Source organism: Flavobacterium sp. GL_143, assembly GCF_057834355.1.
In genome coordinates, this window is sequence record NZ_CM174401.1 from 4,831,948 (window position 1) to 4,848,846 (window position 16,899).

General features: G+C 33.8%; 19 protein-coding genes. 12 read left to right on the forward strand and 7 right to left on the reverse strand.

Going from position 1 to position 16,899, the window contains the following annotated elements; translation table 11 throughout:
* Positions 1 to 57: 57 nt before the first annotated feature.
* The 3 genes from AC3IPI_RS20365 (at position 58) to AC3IPI_RS20375 (ending at position 2,405) form a co-directional block, all read left to right on the forward strand.
* Entirely contained in the window at positions 58 to 1,029 is a 972-nt protein-coding gene (locus tag AC3IPI_RS20365) for a D-alanine--D-alanine ligase (RefSeq protein WP_489155337.1), read from the forward strand.
* A 119-nt stretch (positions 1,030 to 1,148) separates the two neighbouring features.
* On the forward strand, positions 1,149 to 1,607 hold the full coding sequence (gene coaD / locus AC3IPI_RS20370) for a pantetheine-phosphate adenylyltransferase (RefSeq protein ID WP_035622952.1): 459 nt from the start codon (positions 1,149 to 1,151) through the stop codon (positions 1,605 to 1,607).
* Between the two features lie 219 nt (positions 1,608 to 1,826).
* On the forward strand, positions 1,827 to 2,405 hold the full coding sequence (locus AC3IPI_RS20375; protein WP_409416865.1) for a PhnA domain-containing protein: 579 nt from the start codon (positions 1,827 to 1,829) through the stop codon (positions 2,403 to 2,405).
* A gap of 161 nt (positions 2,406 to 2,566) precedes the next feature.
* Here AC3IPI_RS20375 and AC3IPI_RS20380 read toward each other — a convergent pair whose 3' ends face one another.
* The 4 genes from AC3IPI_RS20380 to AC3IPI_RS20395 form a co-directional block, all read right to left on the reverse strand.
* Positions 2,567 to 3,001 (reverse strand): hypothetical protein, encoded by a 435-nt coding sequence (locus AC3IPI_RS20380; RefSeq protein WP_039112974.1) that lies wholly within the window; start codon positions 2,999 to 3,001, stop codon positions 2,567 to 2,569.
* Positions 3,002 to 3,162: 161 nt separating this feature from the next.
* Positions 3,163 to 4,509 carry a DEAD/DEAH box helicase gene (locus AC3IPI_RS20385; RefSeq protein WP_039113086.1) on the reverse strand — a complete coding sequence of 449 codons (1,347 nt, stop codon included), beginning with the start codon at positions 4,507 to 4,509 and terminating at the stop codon, positions 3,163 to 3,165.
* A gap of 214 nt (positions 4,510 to 4,723) precedes the next feature.
* Positions 4,724 to 5,608 carry a dihydrodipicolinate synthase family protein gene (locus tag AC3IPI_RS20390; protein WP_039118345.1) on the reverse strand — a complete coding sequence of 295 codons (885 nt, stop codon included), beginning with the start codon at positions 5,606 to 5,608 and terminating at the stop codon, positions 4,724 to 4,726.
* 17 nt (positions 5,609 to 5,625) lie between these two features.
* Positions 5,626 to 6,090 carry a cupin domain-containing protein gene (locus tag AC3IPI_RS20395; RefSeq protein WP_205625777.1) on the reverse strand — a complete coding sequence of 155 codons (465 nt, stop codon included), beginning with the start codon at positions 6,088 to 6,090 and terminating at the stop codon, positions 5,626 to 5,628.
* Between the two features lie 93 nt (positions 6,091 to 6,183).
* Between AC3IPI_RS20395 and pdxR the strand changes: the two genes are divergently transcribed.
* Complete coding sequence (pdxR, locus tag AC3IPI_RS20400) at positions 6,184 to 7,596, forward strand: MocR-like pyridoxine biosynthesis transcription factor PdxR (protein ID WP_489155341.1); 1,413 nt, start codon at positions 6,184 to 6,186, stop codon at positions 7,594 to 7,596.
* A gap of 222 nt (positions 7,597 to 7,818) precedes the next feature.
* On the opposite strand, the gene AC3IPI_RS20405 is transcribed toward pdxR, so the two are convergent.
* Entirely contained in the window at positions 7,819 to 9,045 is a 1,227-nt protein-coding gene (locus tag AC3IPI_RS20405; protein ID WP_489155343.1) for a PQQ-dependent sugar dehydrogenase, read from the reverse strand.
* A 368-nt stretch (positions 9,046 to 9,413) separates the two neighbouring features.
* Here AC3IPI_RS20405 and AC3IPI_RS20410 point away from each other — a divergent pair, with 368 nt between their 5' ends.
* From AC3IPI_RS20410 to AC3IPI_RS20430, 5 genes are all read left to right on the forward strand, one after another.
* Complete coding sequence (locus tag AC3IPI_RS20410) at positions 9,414 to 11,141, forward strand: M14 family metallopeptidase (protein ID WP_489155345.1); 1,728 nt, start codon at positions 9,414 to 9,416, stop codon at positions 11,139 to 11,141.
* Positions 11,142 to 11,412: 271 nt separating this feature from the next.
* Entirely contained in the window at positions 11,413 to 11,754 is a 342-nt protein-coding gene (locus tag AC3IPI_RS20415) for a hypothetical protein (protein ID WP_489155347.1), read from the forward strand.
* Between the two features lie 156 nt (positions 11,755 to 11,910).
* The gene (locus tag AC3IPI_RS20420) at positions 11,911 to 12,405 is read left to right on the forward strand and encodes a hypothetical protein (protein ID WP_489155349.1); all 495 of its coding nucleotides are present in this window, start codon (positions 11,911 to 11,913) and stop codon (positions 12,403 to 12,405) included.
* Between the two features lie 153 nt (positions 12,406 to 12,558).
* Positions 12,559 to 12,690 (forward strand): hypothetical protein, encoded by a 132-nt coding sequence (locus tag AC3IPI_RS20425; RefSeq protein ID WP_489155351.1) that lies wholly within the window; start codon positions 12,559 to 12,561, stop codon positions 12,688 to 12,690.
* A gap of 148 nt (positions 12,691 to 12,838) precedes the next feature.
* Complete coding sequence (locus AC3IPI_RS20430) at positions 12,839 to 13,168, forward strand: toxin-antitoxin system YwqK family antitoxin (RefSeq protein WP_489155353.1); 330 nt, start codon at positions 12,839 to 12,841, stop codon at positions 13,166 to 13,168.
* 284 nt (positions 13,169 to 13,452) lie between these two features.
* Here AC3IPI_RS20430 and AC3IPI_RS20435 read toward each other — a convergent pair whose 3' ends face one another.
* Positions 13,453 to 14,055 (reverse strand): NUDIX hydrolase, encoded by a 603-nt coding sequence (locus tag AC3IPI_RS20435; protein WP_409416872.1) that lies wholly within the window; start codon positions 14,053 to 14,055, stop codon positions 13,453 to 13,455.
* Positions 14,056 to 14,062: 7 nt separating this feature from the next.
* On the opposite strand from AC3IPI_RS20435, the gene pyrE reads away from it, so the two are divergent.
* Entirely contained in the window at positions 14,063 to 14,710 is a 648-nt protein-coding gene (gene pyrE, locus AC3IPI_RS20440) for an orotate phosphoribosyltransferase (protein WP_039112983.1), read from the forward strand.
* A gap of 133 nt (positions 14,711 to 14,843) precedes the next feature.
* Positions 14,844 to 15,236 (forward strand): SRPBCC family protein, encoded by a 393-nt coding sequence (locus tag AC3IPI_RS20445; protein WP_039112984.1) that lies wholly within the window; start codon positions 14,844 to 14,846, stop codon positions 15,234 to 15,236.
* Positions 15,237 to 15,698: 462 nt separating this feature from the next.
* On the opposite strand, the gene AC3IPI_RS20450 is transcribed toward AC3IPI_RS20445, so the two are convergent.
* The gene (locus tag AC3IPI_RS20450; protein ID WP_039112986.1) at positions 15,699 to 16,427 is read right to left on the reverse strand and encodes a biotin--[acetyl-CoA-carboxylase] ligase; all 729 of its coding nucleotides are present in this window, start codon (positions 16,425 to 16,427) and stop codon (positions 15,699 to 15,701) included.
* Positions 16,428 to 16,520: 93 nt separating this feature from the next.
* Here AC3IPI_RS20450 and rsfS point away from each other — a divergent pair, with 93 nt between their 5' ends.
* A complete protein-coding gene (rsfS, locus tag AC3IPI_RS20455; RefSeq protein WP_039112987.1) occupies positions 16,521 to 16,892 on the forward strand; it encodes a ribosome silencing factor in 372 nt (123 codons plus the stop codon).
* Positions 16,893 to 16,899 lie beyond the last annotated feature (7 nt).

Here is a 16,899-nt window from a genome sequence, read left to right on the forward strand (position 1 = left end):
CTTTAAACCAGAAAAACTTTAAACTAAAATATTTAAAACTTTAAACTAAAATTTAAAATGAAAAACATTGCCATCATCATGGGAGGATATTCTAGCGAATATCAAATATCACTAATCAGCGGAAATGTAGTATACCAATACCTTGATAAAACCAAATACAATGGTTTTCGAATCCATATTTTTAAAGAGAAATGGGTTTATGTAGATGAAAAAGATGCCGAATTCCCGATAGATAAAAATGATTTTTCAGTAACCGTAGATGGAACAAAAATCACTTTTGATTGCGTGTTCAATGCCATTCACGGAACTCCGGGTGAAGACGGATTAATGCAAGCCTATTTTGAATTATTGCACATACCGCAAACCTCATGCGATTATTACCAAGCAGCACTTACCTTCAACAAACGTGATTTACTTTCAGTTCTAAAACCATACGGAATAAAAACGGCTATTTCATATTATCTAAACAAAGGAGACATTATCAATACCGACGAAATTGTAAAAAAAGTAGGATTGCCATGTTTCGTAAAACCGAATAAAGCAGGTTCAAGCTTCGGAATCTCAAAAGTAAAAACTGCAGCCGAACTTCCTATTGCAATAGAAGTTGCTTATAAAGAAGATAACGAAATCATCATCGAAAGCTTCCTTGACGGAACCGAAGTTTCTGTTGGTGTAATCAATTACCAAGGAAAAATTATCGTATTACCGATTACTGAAATTGTTTCCGATAATGATTTCTTCGATTACGAAGCAAAATATGAAGGAAAATCACAAGAAATCACACCAGCGAGAATAACTGATGAAATGACTCAAAAAGTAAGCGAAGTTGCAAAACGTGCTTACGAAGTCTTAAAAATGAAAGGATTCTCAAGAAGCGAATTCATCATTGTAGACAACGAACCATATATGCTCGAAATGAACACAATCCCGGGCTTAACAACCGAAAGTTTGATTCCACAACAAGCAAAAGCAGCAGGAATTTCACTAGAAGATTTGTTTACAAATTCAATTGAGTTAGCTCTTTCATAAAGATGCTAAGAAACTAAGGTGCTAAGATTCTAAGATTTTAGCACCTTAATTTTTAAAACTCAAAAAACTCAGAAACTCAGAAACTCAGTCACTCAGAACCTTAGTACCTTAAAAAAGAAATGAGAAAAGCCATATTCCCAGGATCCTTTGATCCAATTACACTTGGACACGAAGATATCATCAAACGAGGAATTTCACTATTTGATGAAATCGTAATTGCAATTGGTGTAAATGCCGAAAAAAAATACATGTTTTCACTCGAAGAAAGAAAGCGATTTATCGAAGAAACTTTCAAAGACGAACCCAAAGTAACCGTAATAACCTATGAAGGTCTTACGATAGATTTATGTCATAAATTAAAGGCACATTTTATATTAAGAGGATTGCGCAACCCAGCCGATTTTGAATTCGAAAAAGCAATCGCACATACCAACAGACGTTTATCCAAAATCGAAACTGTATTTTTATTAACAGCAGCAAGAACATCATATATAAGTTCAAGCATCGTTCGTGATGTATTACGAAATGGCGGAGAATACGAAATGCTGGTTCCAGACGCGGTTAGGGTGAAGAAGTAAATATTTTGCGTAAGTCATTGCGAGGAACGAAGCAAACACACTAAAATGATAAATTACTGGAACGGACATACTAAATGAGATTGCTTCGTTCCTCGCAAAGACAAAACGAAAAAATCCTTTTTAATCCTTTTAATCTGTGGCAAAAAACGAACAAAAATATAAATTTGTCCCCCTCCTAAATTATAAGTAAATTCGCATTTTCAAATAAACAATTAAAAAATGAGCATAGAAAGAGAATTAAACAAACGTAGCGGATCTAAATGTGAACTTTGTGGCGCAACCGAAAACCTAAAAGTATATCAAGTTTTACCTACTCAAAAAGGCGGAATTGATGAAAGCGTAATGGCTTGTAACACATGTGTAGATCAGATAGAAAACCCAGATAACGTAGATTTAAATCATTGGAGATGTTTAAACGACAGTATGTGGAACGAGAATGTTGCCGTACAAGTTGTTGCCTGGAGAATGTTGAGCAGAATGCGTGCTGCAGGATGGCCACAAGAATTGCTAGACATGATGTACCTAGACGAAGATACACTAGCATGGGCACAAGCAACTGGAGAAGGTGAAGAAGACGAAAACAAAATCATCCACCGCGATAGTAATGGCGTAATCTTAGAACACGGAGATTCTGTAGTTTTAATTAAAGATTTAAAAGTAAAAGGATCTAGTATGGTAGCTAAACAAGGAACTGCTGTGCGTAACATTCGTTTAGACCATGAAAACGCCGAATACATCGAAGGAAAAGTAGATGGTCAGCAAATTGTAATTATCACACAATACGTGAAGAAAATATAGTTTTTTAGTCTCAGTTTTCAGTCACAGTATTCAATACTGAAACTGAAACTGAGACTGAGACTGAGACTGAGACTGAGACTGAGACTGAGACTGAGACTGAAAACTAAAAAAGGAGGCTATTCAATATTGAATAGCCTCCTTTTTTATAGTAGATAATCTAATTATTTTTGAAACAATTTACTTACTTGGTCTTTTGTTAAAGCCTCAGAAACATTGTTTGCATTACCTTCTTTGTTCGAAACCATAAATTGAACAGTAGGTTTATCAACACTTGCTGTATAATGCAACCAAACATAATTGTTAGGTAATTCTAGTTTGATATCATACAAAGGAGTTGCTGTAAATCCGTTTACGATAATATTGTAAAGATTTAGGTAATCGTTATCAATATTCTTGAAAGTGAATTTTCTTAAAGTATTGTTTTCATCATCACTTTGAATACAGTTATAAAATACAGTGTATTCGTCTCCAATTTTTTGGATATAATTATTATTCACTTTACCTAATTTCTCAACTGGCACAGTTTCAATAACTTTAATTTGAGCAAAAGATGCAAAACTTAAAAACAAAACAGCAATAGTAATAATTTTTTTCATAATATTCTTTGGGGTTTATTTATTTTATGGGGCAAACATAATAATAAAAAAAATTAACTCCTTTCTTAGACAGTTAATTTATTGACATTAAATATAATTTATTGTTTATAATTACTTGCCACCACAAACAATAACACAGTAACTAATTGTGTATAAATAAATTACTCCTCTTCTTTCTTAATTACTTTTCTAGCTACTTCTATTTTAAATTTTTTGCCTTTCATCTTCTCTTCTTTGATGTTTTGAAGCAAATCTTTTACTTTATTGAATTTTACTGCAGCAAACGAAATAAAATCTTTCACCTCAATTAATCCCAAGTCACCTTTTTCTAGTTTTCCTTTTTGAGAAAAGAACCCTACGATATCAATTTTATTAAGTTTGTTCTTCTTTCCACCACTAATATATATAGTCTGAAATTCTGGAGGCTTAGGCAAAGTCGTAGCATTATCGACCTTTAAAACATCCATATCATAATTAATATAATCCAGTTTCTTTTCACTTTCATGAACTAGGATATAAGCCGTTCCCGATGCAAGCATACGAGCAGTACGTCCGTTACGGTGCGTAAACTCATCTTCTTTAGATGGTAAATGATAATGAATAACATGATTCATCTCAGGAATATCAAGACCACGAGCAGCAAGATCCGTTGTGATTAAATAACTCACACTTCCGTTTCTAAACTGAATCAAAGCACGTTCACGCTCATCCTGATCCATTCCTCCGTGATAATAAGTTGCGTAAATCCCTTTTTCATTAAGCGTATCACTAATACGTTCAGCAGCATCACGATGGTTACAGAAAATAATAGCCGATTGTGATTTTAAAGAACAAATAAGATTAAATAAGCTTCCTATTTTATCCTTAGATGGAGAAACCACCATTTTCATCGAAAGATTCGATTTATCTTCCTCCTCAGGAATAAAATCCAAAATAGTTGGATTAATTACTCTGGTATATTTTGGAATCTCAATATCCGATGTAGCCGAAACCAACACACGTTTATTCAATTTTGGTAATTTACCAATGATAAAAGACATTTGCTCATGGAAGCCTAATTGCAATGATTTATCAAATTCATCCAGGATTAAAGTCTGAACTTTATCCAAACGGAAAGTACCTCTGTCGATATGATCAGCAATTCTTCCCGGAGTTCCTATTAAAACTGCTGGCGGATTACTTAGATTCTTAATCTCGGTATCGATAGAATGGCCTCCGTAACAAATATTAACTTTGTAATCGGTTCCCATTTTTTTCCAAACCTGTTCTATTTGCAATCCTAATTCTCTCGAAGGAACAAGGATTAAACATTGTACAGAAAGGATTTCGGGTTGTAATAATTCTAAAACAGGTAGTAAAAAAGCTAGTGTTTTTCCTGATCCGGTTGGAGAAAGTAGTAAAACATTATTATCATTCAGGATAGCGTCCTGAGCAACTTCTTGCATTTCGTTTAGGCTTTCGATGCCTAAATTCAAAAGTATATTATTCGAATGGTGTTTCTTATTCATTTTGCAAAAGTAGTCAAAATACTGTTTGTTTAAAGTTTCAGGCTTGAAATGAGAACAGAAATACATGAAATTTAACCGCAAAGCACGCAAAGTTTTTAATAAGCCGGATTTATTAAAATCGTAAAGTTCGCAAAGCTACATGTTTTATAAACCTTGCGAACTTTGCGAAAATCTTTGCGCTCCTTGCGGTTAAAAACTTAAAAGACTCAATACCCTACTGTTCTAATTCTTTAAAAATCAACTCCAATTCAGCTATTTCATCTTCAGTTAATGGTTTCAACGGACTTCTTAAAAAACCTCCATCTATTCCCTTAATTTTCAAACCAGCTTTAATAGTTCTTGGCAAACCTTTGTTTACAATAAATTTTAAAAGATTTAATTGCTTGTAAAACACTTTTTGAGCTTCCTGCAAATCATTTTTCTGAATAGCATTGTATAATTCAACATTTAGTTCGGGAATTAAGTTTGGCGCAGCCGTACACCAGCCTGTTGCTCCTGCAGAAAATGCTGCCAATGCCAACGGATTTGATCCATTAAAAAATGCAACATCATCACCAAGTTCTCTTTTCAAATAATGCATTCTTTGTACATCTCCACTACTTTCCTTAATCATAGTAACATTCGGAATCTCCAAAAGCCTCTTTAGCAATGCTGGCGACATATCTACTCCACCCGTTGCAGGATTATTATACGCCATTATTGGTATCGAAATTTGCTTAGCAACAGCATCATAATGTTGTACAATTTCATCATCAGTAAGTTTCCAATAGCTCATCGGAATAATCATGACTGCATCTGCGCCCGCTTTTTCAGCAAACTTCGCGTGGTAAATTGTTTTTTCGGTTGTTAAATTTGATACACCTACCAAAACTGGAACTCTACCATTAACTTGTTCTATTGTAGCTTCGGTAATTGCTTCTTTTTCTTCATCAGTCAAATACGGCATAACACCCGTACTTCCTAACGGAGCAACACCATGAGAACCAGAAACAATCAATCTTTCTAATAACTTTTTATACAATACAATATCTACTTTTTCGTCTTTGTCAAACGGAGTAATCGGATAGGCAATTATACCTTTAAACAATGTGTTTTTCATTTACTTTTCTTTTTTAATTAAAGATCTCTTCCTTCTTCTTCACGCAATGCAACACCTAAATTTTGTAGCTGAGGTGCATTTTCACAAGCTATATATTTAGCCGAAACCACATTACTTAAATTCTTGTGTCTGTGCCAAGCCCAACTCGGTATATAGACAGCATCGCCTGCCTTCCACTCTACTTTTACATCTTCAACTTCAGTATATCCGTGTCCTTCGATTACGTACAATACTGTTTCATAAGTATGTCTGTGTCTGTTTGTCATTTGGTCAGGTAATAATCCACCAATAGTCATACTCACGTTTTTACTCGGAAGATCAATAAAGAAAACAGGATGCTTTCTTTCAGTAGAAAATTGATTGTGAACTCCGGCTTGTTCAACATCTCTGTGTATTAATTTTTCTGGCATCACAAAAGTTGGTCGCGCAAATGTTTCGTGAAAGTCTTTTGATGAAAATTGTTTCTTAGTTTCCATAATCATATAATTTATTTGTTTTTGCATTATTGCGTTACAAAATTACCGTAACTTTGGACTACCCATATAACACAGTTTAAACACAAACACCTAGTCCAGATGTTAAGACCTTGGCAATTAGAGATTCAGATAAATAACAATTCCGATAAAGCAATTTATCTACAAATTGCCGATGCCATTATTGAAGCCATTAAAATAGGAATTCTTAATAGTGGAAACGCTTTACCTGGAAGCAGGCAACTTGCGGGACTACTTAAAGTGAACAGAAATACAGTTATTGAAGCGCTAGATGTACTCATAGCCGAGGGTTGGCTTATTACAATGGAACGAAAAGGAACTTTTGTTGCCGATATTTTACCTATTGCTACAGAAACCACAAACCATAAAAGAAAAACTGAATCTACAACTAAAGAAGTAAAGCCACTTTTAGTTTTTGATGATGGTATTCCCGATAGTCGCATTGCCCCAATGAATGAACTCGCAAGGGCTTACAGACAGATTTTTAATCGGAAATCGCGCTGGCAAATTATGGGTTATAGCAACGGACTTGGAAATTTAGAATTTAGAAAAGCCATTGTTCAAATGCTGAATTTTAAAAGAGGAATGAATATTACTCCAGATGAAATATGCATTACCCGAGGCAGCCAAATGGCAATGTACCTAGCCTCGCATTGCTTATTTACCAAAGGAGATTATATAATGGTCGAAAATCCCGGATATAAACCCGCTTGGGAAACATTTGAAAATACCGGAGCTCAATTACTCCCAATATCTGTTGATAAAGACGGATTAGTAGTTGATGAGGTTGAGGAATACGTAAAGAAATACGAGAATATTAAAGCTATTTACGTTACACCTCACCATCAATTCCCAACTACAGTAACACTGAGTTTAAAAAGAAGATTAAAGCTCGTAGAATTATCCAATACTTACGGTTTTACAATTATTGAAGATGATTATGACAATGAATTCCATTTTGGACAAAGACCAATCCTGCCAATTTCAAGCTATAGCAATGCCAAAAACACGATTTACATAGGCACATTAAGTAAAATAGTCGCGCCAGCATTAAGAATTGGCTACTTGGTAACCAATATAGAAACCATAGAAAAAGTAGCCAAACACAGGAAAATAATCGATGTGCAAGGCGATAATATTATGGAAGAAGCAGTTTTACAACTGATAAATGAAGGAGAAATAAAAAGACATATCAAACGAACAACTATCATTTACAAAGCCAAAAGAGATTACTTTGAAACCATTTGCAACAAATACCTAAAAGACAAAACAACATTCGTAAAACCTGAAGGAGGCTTAGCATTTTGGATTGTACCAAATTCACCCGTAAACATCTCTGAAATTGCAGATAAACTCCTTTTAAAAGGGATAAAAATTATGACTCCCGAAAAGTTTAGTTTCGATAAACCCATATCAGGATTCAGACTTGGTTATGCCTCCTTAACCGAACAACAAATCGAAGAAGGAATTATAGAATTGGCGAAACATTTGTAATGAGTAATTTGTTTCAGGTTTCAAGTTAATACTGTGTGTGTGTGTGTTTATTTAACCACAAAGAGCGCAATTTTTTTTATATTGAATGTATTGACAAACGCAAACTTCGCAAAGCTATTTGAATATAGCTTTGCGAACTTTGTGAAAATCTTTACTCTCTTTACGGTTAATACCCACAGGATATTAGAATTCTAAAAATAGGATATACAAAGAAATTAATTGTTATTTTTTGTCAATCTTATAAAGTCTTCCTCCATCAGTAATAGCGTATAACGCTCCGTCTTTTCCTTGAGTGACATCTCTAAAACGTTGGTTTTCTGAAGCCAAAAGTCTTTCTTCCCCAACAACTTTATTGTCTTTTATAGCAAGACGTACGATATGCATTCCGCTTAAAGCCCCTATGAAAAGATTATTTTGCCATTCTGGAACACGATTTCCTGTATAGAAAGTCATTCCGCTTGGTGAAACCACTGGATCCCAATAGTAAACCGGTTGCTCCAAACCATCTTGTTGCTGAATTCCCGCTCCAATTTTTTCTCCGCTGTATTCTATTCCGTATGTAATGGTTGGCCATCCGTAATTTGCACCTGCCTTTATACGATTGATTTCATCTCCTCCGCGTGGTCCGTGCTCAGCAACCCAAATTTCATTAGTAACAGGATTAAGTGCTAAACCCTGTGGATTTCTATGACCAATACTATATAATTCAGGCAAAGCTCCAGTTTGCGCAAAAGTAGGATTTCCAGTTGCGGGTTGCCCTTCTTTTGTTATTCTAACTACTTTACCCAAACCTGTTGCAACTGATTGTGCTAATGGTCTGGTTTCAAGCACAGATCTTTCTCCGGTAGTTACAACAAGAAAACCTGTTTTATCGAAAAGAATACGTCCGCCATAATGAAGTGTACTTGCATTGGCTGGTTTAGCTCTGTAAATAACGGTTGCGCCTTCGATTGTTTTTTCATCAACTGATAATTTCCCTTTGGCTACTGCTGTATTGTTTCCACCAGTTGTAGCTTCTGCAAAAACCCAGTAAATCATACGATTAGTTGCAAATTCAGGGTCAATACATAGTCCTAATAAACCACCCTGTCCGGCAGAATTAACGGCAGGAATACCTGTAATTGTACTATTTACAACTCCTGTAGTCGTAGCGATACGCATCGTTCCTGTTTTTTCGGTGATTAATAATCTACCATCAGGAAGACTTGTAATTCCCCATGGGCTTGTTAATGTTGTAGCAATAACAACTCCCTCATAAGGTGTATTGGTTTGCACACCACTAATTCGGGTCTGTCCTTCAAATGCTGGTTTGTAAGTTGTATTGGCAGCATTTCCTTCTACAGGATTTGTTATTGTACCTGGATTTACATCGACATCTTTATCACTAGAGCAGCTTAATAAACTTATTAGCATACTCGAAACAATAGCAATTTGGTTAATATTTCTCATAGTTTTGGGGTTTTATAATTAAAACATAACGAAAGTCATAATTATAAAATAAAAAAAGTTATATAATTTATGAGAAAAGTTATATGATTATAAGTTTCAAAATGATGGCTTTATTTTAACGCCAAGTTATTTTACCATAAAGTTCGCAAAGCTTCTTGGCACTTTTATCTACCTTGCACTCTTTGCGTAAAACCGTGCCTCTTTTGCGGTTAATCTTTACTATAGTCAAAACAAAACTTTATATTCTTTATAGTTAATCGTCGCATAATATTAGACAATCAAGCAACCTTTGCAACTTAGTCCCGAAGCTTCGGGATAGTGCCTTAAAAGAAAATAATTATATTTGATTTCTATTAAAAAACCAAACCATGAGAATTTTTACTTTATGCTTTTTATTCCTAACGTGTTCAATATTTGCTCAGAAAAACAATAAATACGAGACTTATTTCGAAAAAGGAAACGGAAACCAATCCGCTAATTATCAAGAAACCATAAAATACTACACGCTTCTTGCACATGATTTTTCGACTATCAAAATGGAAGAAATGGGACTGACAGATAGTGGATATCCTCTACACATGATTACTTTTAATCCTGACAAACAATTTGATTTTGAAACAATCAAAAAGAATAAAGCAGTAATACTTCTTAATAATGGTATCCATGCTGGTGAACCTGACGGAATTGACGCAACTATGCAATTGTTTAGAGATTTGGCTTTAGGAAAGATAAAAGCTCCAAAAAATACGGTTATAGTAACAATCCCTGTTTATAATATTGGCGGTGCTTTAAACCGAAACTCCACAACAAGAGCCAATCAGGATGGACCGGAAGAATATGGCTTTCGCGGAAATGCAAGAAACTATGACCTAAACCGTGATTTAATTAAATCGGACACTCGCAATACGAAAAGCTTTGTGGAGATATTCCATAAAACAAACCCTGATGTTTTTATCGATAATCACGTAAGCAATGGATCTGATTATCAATATAAGCTGACTTATATTATGACACAACATAATAAGCTAGGAACTGTTTTAGGAGATTATCTAAATCAGGAGATGATGCCGGCATTAGTAAAAGATTTGCAGAAAAAAAATCTGGAAACAACACCTTATGTCAATGCATTTGAAGAAACTCCTGATAATGGTTTTATACAATTTTCAGACAGTCCGCGTTACACAACTGGCTATACTTCTCTTTTTAATACCATCGGTTTTGTGGTCGAAACACATATGCTTAAAAAGTATGCCGACCGTGTAAAAGCGACTTACGAATACATGACTTCTACAATTGATTTTACAGATGCGAATTATAAGAAAATAAAGGAAATGCGTTTAAAAAACGAAGCGCAATATGCACCTAAAAAACCTTATACCATTAAGTGGGAAATTGATAGCACAAAAACGACAACCTTTTCATTTTTAGGATATGAAGCAACTCATAAGAAGAGTGAAGTTACAACTGGTAATAGATTATTTTATGACAGAACAAAACCATACAAAAAAGACATTCCTTATATAAAAGAATTCAAATCGGTTAAGGATATTACTGTTCCTACGGCGTATATTATTCCAAAAGGATTTTGGAATGTTGTCGATTTACTAAAAAGCAATGGCGTAACTTATACACAACTAAAAAAAGATACAATTATAGAAGTTGAGAGCTACCGAATTGCCGATTTTAAAACGACGAATTCTGCTTACGAAGGGCATTATTTACATCGAAATACCAAGGTAACTTCTCAGTTAACAAAAGTACCTTTTTACAAAGGCGATTATGTATTCTCCACTCAACAAAAAGCAATTAAATACTTATTAGAAACATTAGAACCCGAAGGCGTTGATTCTTTCTTTAACTGGAATTTCTTCGATACTATGTTACAACAAAAAGAAGGATATTCTGAGTATGTTTTTGAAGATACAGCGGCTAAACTGCTAAAAGACAACCCAAAATTAAAAGCTGAATTGGAACAAGCAAAACTCAACGATCCGAAACTTGCCAAAGATCCCGAAGCACAACTGGATTGGGTTTACAAACATTCTGCATATTATGAAAAGGCGCATATGCAATATCCAATATATCGTGTTTTGTGAATTTAACCGCAATCCCGTCCCGAAGCTTCGGGATCGGGAGCAAAGCTTTTTATATTGATTCTCTTGTAAAATGCTAAGGTCGCAAAGCTGTTTCGCTAATCCTTTGTCAAAGTTTTTCAACTTTGACAAAGGTAAAACTGAGATTTAAAAATCAACAGCTTTTATGGTTAACCATAATATTACAATATTATAAGCTTTTATATTTGGACTGATATTTTCTTAAAAATATACAAAACAGAAATAATCTTACAAACTTTAAGCTAATTAAATTATGAAAAAACTTTTATGGATAATATTAATAGTAATTGGTTTCTTTTGGATATTAGGCAAATACAGTGAAGAAAGCAATACTGCTATAAACGATAGAAGAACCTATGAAACGAACTGGAGACAACCAACAAATAAAGAACTCCTCACAATTAGTAAGTTAATGATAAAGAACAACATTAAAGGTTGTGGCGAATATCACGTAAAAGAAATAGAAAACGGTGAATATTTGATTGCTTGTACAAGAGATGGAAAAAACTGGACTTATTATATAGCTTGGCCAAATATTGACAAGATATATTTGACGAGTTTAGAAATGGAACAAAAATTAAAACCACCATATTAAAATATCAACTCCGCTCCACGAAGTGTTCACAATTGCTGTGCGAAGTCTCCCGACTTCGTACCCATCCCAAAATGACGTTCCAAATTTATTTTTTTGATTCTCTTTGCAGATTATTGAAGCGGGGCTAACAAATTTATTAATAAAAATATAAAACCTATGTCTAGAAGAATAGAATTTCGCATTGATAATAGCTTGAAAATCTTATTGAATTTTGATGATTATGGTGCGATACTGTATTATACATATACTTTAAATCAAAATTTAGCATTACAGTTATACAAAGCTATGGTAAGTGAATATTATTACAAATTAGAAACCGGTATGCCTTTGGAAGGACTAACTGAAACAGATAGTAATGTCTATATCTCAATAAATGATTTACCTCAACTAACTGCATTTTTAAATAATAAAGTTATCCCTTCTTTACAATTGTTACCTCTAAATCTCGATTTAGCAACCACATGGAACATAGGAAATAGCTTCGAAGCTTTTTTAATGAATCAAGGTAGCTTTTTTAATTATTTTAATATTGATGATGTAGAGCAAGATGGTTATACTGTTAAATATTTTATAGATGTATATACTCAATTAAAAGATTTTTTTAATGATGTCATAAGTCAAAATACAACATATAAGGTGACAATTGTTTAAATTTTATTCCCGCTCCACGAAGTGTTCGCAATTGCTGTGTGAAGTCTCCCGACTTCGTACCCGTTGCTACATTCTGTTCCATTTTTTTTCATTCTCTTTGCGGATCATTGGAGTGGGTACGAAGTCGGGAGACTTTGCAAAGCGACAATGATTATGGGAACACTTCGGAGAGCAGGAGATTTGTATAATCCAAAAGACCCTACTGATATTGTTTATACTGGAGACCATATGGCTATGCATGCCGAATGTCGAACTTTAAATGACTTATCGATAAAAGTTTGGTAATGTTTTTATTGAACCTAGAATCTTTGATGAATGACTTAAAACAGTCAAAGGATACAATAGAAATTTCCTTGGTAGTGAACATAGATTCATTATGCATACATGTGCAGATTGTTTTTATTTAATTACTTTTATAAAATAAAACATTATTATGAGCTTAATTGTAACAGAAGACTTATTAGAATCCGATGGTTTTGATGCTGGAGGAGGCGAAATGTATAAATACCAAAACAAACCTTTTACAGGCATATTAATAGAGTATTTCCCAAATGGAAATATCGCTGGAGAAGAAGAATTTACTGATGGTCATCGAGGAGGTGTACAAAGAACATATTTTCAGAATAATCAAAAAGAAGAGGAATTTTATATCAAATTCAATAGATTAGATGGAATCTTTAAAAGATGGGATATTAATGGTAAGCTATTAAGAGAAACTGTTTGGAAAAATGGTATTTGTATTGAAGATAGTGGGCTTTTATAATTAATTCTCCCCGCTAGCGCGAGTGTCCCACTCGTGAACGTAATCAAAATCAATTAGATAACTAAACTTAAAAAGATAGTCACGAGCGGGACGCTCGCGCTCGCGAAGAAATCGAAAACGTAACTAAGACTAAAAACTAATAACCACAAACAGAATCCCGCGTGAGTGATAGCAGCAAGCTACCAAAGTAGCGCGTATAGCCCGACAGCATATAAAAAAAGACCCAATGAACGTTATGGCTCATTGGGTCTTTTTTTATATGGTGGCACGCCCAAATGTTTATTCTAAGCGATTTTACTTTCTTCTTCGAATAGTAATTTGATGTTTTCGTAGGAGTTTTTAAGTGCTTCTTTTATTTGTACGGGACTTAACCAGGCTACTTTTTCGATTCCTTCTTCCTGTTGTCCTTGTGGCGTTCCTTTAAAATCGGATTGCATTTCGAACCAATGCGTTATTTTTAATTTGTATTTTCCGTTGCGTTTAAAAACGTGATATGTCTTTTGTAATTTATTGGTAATTCTTAATTTACCAACTCCTGTTTCCTCTTCTACCTCACGCATGGCGGTGTCTTCGATCTCCTCTCCTTTTTCTATTCCCCCTTTTGGTAAGTCCCATTTTCCATTTCTGAAGATGAATAACACTTCTCCTTTTTTATTGTAAACTAGTCCTCCTCCAGCTTTATTTACAGGAATTTTTGACTTTAACGTTTTCATAATTTCCTTTTCGTCAGGATGATATAAATACGCCGCTTGAATTTTATTTTGGAACATTTTGACTATAATTTGCTCTATGTCAATACTTTCTAACAAGAACAATTGAAAATTAGTCTCTTTGGAGATTTCATTTGTCAAAAAAAGTGGTTTGTCGTTCACAAAAACTTTATACATTTGTACTATGATTTTTAATAAAGATACTGCCGAAAAAACAGCCGAATTGCTTTTGCAAATAAATGCAATTAAATTGAATCCAGGAAATCCTTTTACATGGGCTTCGGGATGGAAATCACCTATTTATTGTGATAACAGGCTAATTCTCTCATTTCCAAGCATCAGAAATTATGTTAGAGATGAGTTTGCTAAGAACATTGAAAAACAATTTGGTAAGCCAGATGTAATCGCTGGAGTTGCTACAGGAGCCATAGGTATTGGTATTCTTGTTGCCGAAAGCTTAGGATTGCCATTTGTATATGTTAGACCAGAACCTAAAAAACACGGAAGACAAAATCAAGTTGAAGGTTTTTTACAAAAGGGACAAAATGTTGTTGTTGTCGAAGATTTAATAAGCACAGGAAATAGTAGTTTGCTTGCTGTTGAGGCTTTACGTAATGCTGGAGCCAATATTAAGGGTATGGCTGCTATATTTACTTATGGTTTTGATGTTGCTGAGAAAAACTTTCAGGATGCAAAAATCGACTTATACACACTAAGTAACTATTCGAATTTATTAAACCTTGCTGTCGCTAAAAAATATATTCCTGAAGAAGATTTGGTTACCTTGCAGGAATGGAGCGTAAATCCTTCGGTTTGGAGACAAGAAGAATAATTTTAAATTCTAGATTTTAGAAATTTAGTTCCGACACAGCTTTGAAACCTGGACTTTATAAAGTTTAATAACATAAAGAACTTATGTACTTTGCTGCAAAAATTTACGATATTATTTAAATAAAATATAAAACATGAACTTAGAAAGTCCAAAAGTTACCGTTCAGAAATCGGCTCAAGAATTATTTGATTTATTGAGTGATGTGAAAAATTTTGAAAAATTAATGCCAGATAACATTGCTAAATTTGAAGTAATTGGCGAAGATGCTTTTATTTTTGGATTAAAAGGTATGCCGGAAATAAAATTAAAAATGAAAGAAAAAACAGCTCCAAGCAAAATTGTTTTGGGTGCTGCAAGCGACAAATTACCATTTACATTGGTATCTAACATCGAAACTGTTTCTGACACTTCTAGTGCTGTAAAGCTTGATTTTGAAGGAGAATTCAACCCTATGATGGCAATGATGATAAAAGGACCTATTGGTAAATTTATTGAAACTCTAGCCAATAATATGACTAAACTATAATTAACAATGGATAATTGTTAGTTCATAATTATAAAATTCAAAAGTCCGATTTAGCAAAGCTAAATCGGACTTTTTGTTTTGAAACTGTAATAAGAACTTTCATTTCTTTACTTCTTTATTCTTTATGTTTCACTCCCCCTTTACAACTACGAACCTTGTTAATCCTTACTATTTAAAGCCTTTGCATCTCTTTTATCCACAGATTAAAAGAGTTAAAGTGATATTTTAAATAGTTTCTCGCAGATTCGGCAGATTAAGCCGATTATATTTACTCCAAAAGCGACCAAAACACCAAGAAAAGATCAAATTTTAAGTCTTTACAAAGTTTCACACAATCCTTAAAACCTCAGAACCTTTGTAACTTAGTCCCGAAGCTTCGGGATTAGAACCTCAAAAAAGACGCACTGCGGTGCGCCTCTACAGAAAAACCTTTGAACCTTTGCAACTTAGAACCTTAGAACCTCAATAAAGCATCTTAATCTCTTTAATTTCAAATTCCGAAACTGAATCATCTTCTAGTAAAACTTGTAATTTTCCTATTGGAGAAACTCCCTGAATAATTCCCATGAAATTTTTATTATTTACATTTTTAAAGGGCATTGGAACTCCTTTTCTAAATAACTTATTAAAATATTCCCCCCAAAAGAAGCTAGATTGTTTGTTCCAAAGGAGAATATTCTCTTTCATTATCTCTACAATCGAAACAACTAGATTTTCTTTGTTAAATTGGGCGTTACAAATCACTGCTAATGAAGATGCTTTTGGCAGATTTTCGAAATTTGTCTGATTTACATTTAAGCCTAAGCCAACTACTGACACGATAGTGCCATCACTTTTGAGCGTATTTTCTATCAAAATACCACCAATCTTTTTATTATATGACATAATGTCGTTTGGCCATTTTATACTTAAATCAGGAATATTTAATTCTTCTAAAGCTTTTATTACTGATAATGAAAAGATAATATTTAAATTAAAAAACTGCTCACTATCAAGCAAGAAATCCTTAACCAACACACTCATTATTAAATTCTTACCTATGTCAGAACGCCAAACCTCCCCCATTTGTCCTTTCCCTTTTGTTTGGTTTTCGGCAGTAACAACAGTAAAATTCTCCGACTCCTGTTGGCTACTTAATAATTTTAAGAACTCATTTGTTGAATCTATGGCATCGAGTTTGATTAGTTTCATCTAAATAATTTATATAACTTAATTTAATATTTTGTTAAGGTTCAAAAATAATCACAAAAATTGGTAACTTTACAAACTCATATAAAATAATTCATGGCGAAAAAGACTGTTAATAATGATGTTCTGTTAGCGAACATAATCAAAGGAATCGAAGAAGTAAAAGGAAATGATATTAGTATCCTAGACCTAAGGGAAATAGACGCAGCAGTTTGCGATTATTTTATCGTTTGCAACGGAAATTCGAATACCCAAGTTAACGCCATCGTAGGCTCAATACAAAAAACTGTATCAAAAGAATTAAAAGACAAACCATGGCATATAGAAGGAACCGATAACGCAGAGTGGGTTCTTATGGATTATGTGCACATTGTTGTTCACGTATTTCAAAAACACATTCGAGAATATTATAATATCGAGAGTCTTTGGGGAGATGCCAAAATAACTACAATCGAAAACAAATACTAAAGAAACA

Bases quoted from the DNA above. Each gene is read 5' to 3' on its own strand.
- AC3IPI_RS20435 (WP_409416872.1), bottom strand. From the start codon at position 14,055: ATGTATAAAGTTTTTGTGAACGACAAACCACTTTTTTTGACAAATGAA.
- AC3IPI_RS20375 (WP_409416865.1), top strand. From the start codon at position 1,827: ATGAGCATAGAAAGAGAATTAAACAAACGTAGCGGATCTAAATGTGAA.
- AC3IPI_RS20430 (WP_489155353.1), top strand. From the start codon at position 12,839: ATGAGCTTAATTGTAACAGAAGACTTATTAGAATCCGATGGTTTTGAT.
- AC3IPI_RS20415 (WP_489155347.1), top strand. From the start codon at position 11,413: ATGAAAAAACTTTTATGGATAATATTAATAGTAATTGGTTTCTTTTGG.
- AC3IPI_RS20425 (WP_489155351.1), top strand. From the start codon at position 12,559: ATGGGAACACTTCGGAGAGCAGGAGATTTGTATAATCCAAAAGACCCT.
- AC3IPI_RS20420 (WP_489155349.1), top strand. From the start codon at position 11,911: ATGTCTAGAAGAATAGAATTTCGCATTGATAATAGCTTGAAAATCTTA.
- AC3IPI_RS20410 (WP_489155345.1), top strand. From the start codon at position 9,414: ATGAGAATTTTTACTTTATGCTTTTTATTCCTAACGTGTTCAATATTT.
- AC3IPI_RS20450 (WP_039112986.1), bottom strand. From the start codon at position 16,427: ATGAAACTAATCAAACTCGATGCCATAGATTCAACAAATGAGTTCTTA.
- AC3IPI_RS20365 (WP_489155337.1), top strand. From the start codon at position 58: ATGAAAAACATTGCCATCATCATGGGAGGATATTCTAGCGAATATCAA.
- AC3IPI_RS20405 (WP_489155343.1), bottom strand. From the start codon at position 9,045: ATGAGAAATATTAACCAAATTGCTATTGTTTCGAGTATGCTAATAAGT.
- pyrE (WP_039112983.1), top strand. From the start codon at position 14,063: ATGATTTTTAATAAAGATACTGCCGAAAAAACAGCCGAATTGCTTTTG.
- AC3IPI_RS20445 (WP_039112984.1), top strand. From the start codon at position 14,844: ATGAACTTAGAAAGTCCAAAAGTTACCGTTCAGAAATCGGCTCAAGAA.
- pdxR (WP_489155341.1), top strand. From the start codon at position 6,184: ATGTTAAGACCTTGGCAATTAGAGATTCAGATAAATAACAATTCCGAT.
- AC3IPI_RS20395 (WP_205625777.1), bottom strand. From the start codon at position 6,090: ATGATTATGGAAACTAAGAAACAATTTTCATCAAAAGACTTTCACGAA.
- AC3IPI_RS20385 (WP_039113086.1), bottom strand. From the start codon at position 4,509: ATGAATAAGAAACACCATTCGAATAATATACTTTTGAATTTAGGCATC.
- rsfS (WP_039112987.1), top strand. From the start codon at position 16,521: ATGGCGAAAAAGACTGTTAATAATGATGTTCTGTTAGCGAACATAATC.
- AC3IPI_RS20380 (WP_039112974.1), bottom strand. From the start codon at position 3,001: ATGAAAAAAATTATTACTATTGCTGTTTTGTTTTTAAGTTTTGCATCT.
- coaD (WP_035622952.1), top strand. From the start codon at position 1,149: ATGAGAAAAGCCATATTCCCAGGATCCTTTGATCCAATTACACTTGGA.
- AC3IPI_RS20390 (WP_039118345.1), bottom strand. From the start codon at position 5,608: ATGAAAAACACATTGTTTAAAGGTATAATTGCCTATCCGATTACTCCG.